Origin of the sequence: Pedobacter sp. HMWF019, from assembly GCF_003061025.1 — a bacterium.
GTDB lineage: Bacteria > Bacteroidota > Bacteroidia > Sphingobacteriales > Sphingobacteriaceae > Pedobacter.
The window spans coordinates 1-3,397 of record NZ_QAIL01000359.1; the positions used below are offsets into that span (position 1 = coordinate 1).

Below are 3,397 nucleotides of genomic sequence, written 5' to 3' on the forward strand. Positions count from 1 at the left end.
GTTGAGGCAGATGTAGAAAAGTTTTATAACGCAGGTAACGGTGCTGCTGGTACCAGAGTGCGTAAAGCAATGCAAGACTTAAAAGTACTTGCTCAAGAAATTCGTACTGAAGTAACTGAGAAAAAAAATACAACTAAGTAAGATCTTCAAGAATTCAAAAAAAAGGTCCGCAGTAGTGGACCTTTTTTTGTGGATTTAATTTTTATTAACCCAAACCTAAAGAATAAGCCATTCTGAAATGGAGCCCACTGAAGAAAAGCAGTACCGGAAGATCATTCACATAGACATGGATGCCTTTTATGCCTCTGTAGAGCAAAGAGACCATCCAGAATATCGTGGAAAAGCAATTGCTGTTGGTGGCTCACCTGAAGGCAGGGGAGGTGTAGTGGCTACGGCCAGTTATGAGGCCCGTAAATATGGCGTGCATTCTGCCATGCCTTCAAAAAAGGCGCAGCAACTCTGTCCGCACCTGATCTTTGTTCGACCGAGGTTTCCGGCTTACAAAGAAGTTTCTATCCATATCCGAGAAATTTTTAGCCGTTTTACGGATGAGATACAACCGCTTTCCCTGGATGAAGCCTATCTGGATGTTACAGACGATAAACTTGGTATAGGATCAGCTATAGAAATTGCCAGGCAGATCAAGCAAATGATCAGTGATGAACTGCAGCTCACTGCATCTGCTGGTGTATCCATCAATAAATTTGTCGCTAAGATTGCCTCAGATATGAATAAACCCGATGGATTAACCTTTATCGGCCCTTCTAAAATAGAACGTTTCATGGAAAAGCTACCTGTAGAAAAGTTTCATGGAGTAGGCAAAGTAACCGCCGAAAAAATGAAAATGCGTGGCCTCCATACTGGCGGAGATCTTAAAAAACTCAGTGAACTGGAGCTGGTTAACCTCTTTGGGAAATCAGGCCATTTCTTCTATAAGATCGTAAGGGGTATAGACCACAGAAAAGTGGAAGCCAACCAGGAAACCAAATCTGTTGGTGCAGAAGATACTTTTCCGGAAGATTTGATTACTGTTCCCGAAATGGCTGCTGAACTCGAGAAAATCTCGCGGATTGTTTCAGACCGTGTAAAAAGAAACCAGCTAAAAGGAAGAACCGTGACAGTTAAGATCAAATTCAGCGATTTTAAGACCATTACCCGCAGTAAATCTTATCCCACTGCCGTCGCAGAACAGGAACTCATCCTGGCCGCTGCTATGGCCCTTTTAGAATCCGTAGATTTCACCAGCCGACCCGTTCGCTTATTGGGCATTACTGTCTCCAATTTTGGAGAAGATGTGTTGCAATTTGAAAAAAACGGCTATCAGGGCAGATTATTTCCCTGATGCCTTATTTCTTTCTTAATTACTTCAGCGAAACTGAACGACCCTGTCTTCCGGAAGAATTAAATAGTGCAAATTTCAAAACACCTTTAACCGGTACCGGTTGCTGATAAACAGGGCTGGAAGCACTCGGTTCAGTCCCATTAGTTGTATAACGTATCAGCAGCCCAGGGTAGGAAGTATTCGCCATTGCATAACCATTTTCTTTCACCACGCCAGGCGTCGGTATCCGGTATAAAAAACCGCCACTATAGAAGTTTAGGCGCGGAAGCTCACGCTTGCCCAGCACATGGGCAAAAGCCGACCAGGCCTCCTGGTACATTTGTTTGCTTTTAAGCGTATCCTTTTCTGTGGCCCAGGAAGGATCCTTTGCCCAGGCCCGCTCCGCTAGCCCCAGAAGTTTAGGGAGCAGCATGTATTCCAATCTTTCCGGACTTTTTATCGTTTCACTCCAAAGTGGGGCCTGTATACCAATAATGTTAGCTTTTCCAAAATCCGTTAGGCGTTCCTTAGGTGCAAAAATAGCTGGATTTACCGGATGCCCATTAACATCCTCCCTCGAAGACTTGTAATAATCATAAGGGATAAAATAAAAGGGCTTATCTGTATCCACATAGCCTCCCCAGTACTGCCCGGGTTCTTCAAAATCTGTAGTAGCCGCCAAATCAAAATACAGATGCGTTACACAGGTCAGCGTAACCTTGTAGCCCGCATTGGCCATTTTATAAGGCAGATCCTCATTGCCATCCACATTGTTCCAAACCTCGGTATGGAAGTTGTCGTTTACAAAGGTACTGTTGAGGATCATCTTATGTTGTCCGTCCAGCTGCGTTTTCCTCAAGCCGATCTCCTCCCAGCCAGTGAGGTAAAGTCCGCGGGTTTTAAGCAGAGCGTTTACCTTTGTGAAATAATAATACCAAAGATCATCCGGTCCTTTTACCGTGGAATCCTCTTTCATCAGTTCTGCTACCGCCGGAGAACGCCCCCATACACCAGCCGGAACCTCATCTCCTCCAAAGTGTACCGTGCTCAGGTTTAAACCAGCCTCTTTATACATGGATGCGATCTCGTCTACAACTTTTCTCATAAAATGATAAACAGATGGAAGAGCAGGGTTAAGTACGTTGTCATTCCAGCCCTGTACGGAGCGGTAAACCGACTGGTCTTTCCTGTCGCGCAGCAAGTATTCTTCGGCCTCGGCCTTTTGACCCAGTTTCATTAGCCTATCATATCTGGCATCCATGGATTTGATGGCTGCACGGGCATGGCCAGGTGTTTCAATCTCTGGGATTACCCGGATGTGTCGCCGGGTGGCATATTTCAGAATCTCTATGAAATCGGCTTTTGTATAGAACCCGCTGCCTGAATTTGCACCTGTAAAAGGGCCCGAACCATAAGATGGCAAAATGTTTTGCTTATCATCCATCGTATGTCCGCGTTGTGAACCTACTTTCGTGAGCTCCGGCAAGGCAGGGATTTCGAGTCTCCAGCCCTCATCATCATTTAAATGGAAATGAAGTACATTGAGTTTATACAAAGCCATCGCATCGAGTACCTTCAGTACCTCCGCCTTAGATTGGAAATTTCGGGCCACTTCGAGCATAAATCCACGAAATTTAAAGCGTGGGGCGTCTTCTACCTCAGCACAAAGAACTTTTGCAGATTTTAACTGGCCAGACCATAAGGCCGAAGGCATCATGGTTTTTAAGGACTGGACTGCATAAAATGCACCAGCAGGATCTGACGCGCGAATTAAGATCTGCTGCGGGCTGACACTCAATTTATAAGCTTCCGTGCCCAGACCATTTTCTTTTTTAAATATGATGGCCGGCCCGGCAGTAGTTTGATTTAATGAAACAGTTTTTCCGAAAAGCCCGGAAAGCTCTTCTGCAAATAACTGTGCTTCCTGAAGAAAATCTGCATCTGCGGATAGTTTAACCTGAGCACTAAGGTTAAATGTTCCGGTTTGTGTTTGATAAAGGACAGGACTGGGAAATATCGGCGGGATTTGTTCATCTGTAAGTGGTTTGATCAATTGATTCTGACGATATATTTTAG

General features: G+C 44.8%; 3 protein-coding genes. 2 read left to right on the plus strand and 1 reads right to left on the minus strand.

The window, feature by feature from the left end; all coding sequences use genetic code 11:
• The coding region (locus DBR11_RS19645) for a histone H1 (RefSeq protein ID WP_108554326.1) at positions 1-141 on the plus strand (141 nt) is incomplete at its 5' end.
• 97 nt (positions 142-238) lie between these two features.
• Positions 239-1,342, plus strand: a complete 1,104-nt coding sequence (gene dinB / locus DBR11_RS19650) for a DNA polymerase IV (protein WP_108554327.1) — start codon at positions 239-241, stop codon at positions 1,340-1,342.
• A gap of 19 nt (positions 1,343-1,361) precedes the next feature.
• Here the strand turns inward: dinB and DBR11_RS19655 are convergent.
• The coding region (locus DBR11_RS19655; RefSeq protein WP_199233896.1) for a family 20 glycosylhydrolase at positions 1,362-3,397 on the minus strand (2,036 nt) is incomplete at its 5' end.

Excerpts from the sequence above, each read along its gene's own strand:
- dinB (WP_108554327.1), top strand. The coding sequence starts at position 239 with ATGGAGCCCACTGAAGAAAAGCAGTACCGGAAGATCATTCACATAGAC.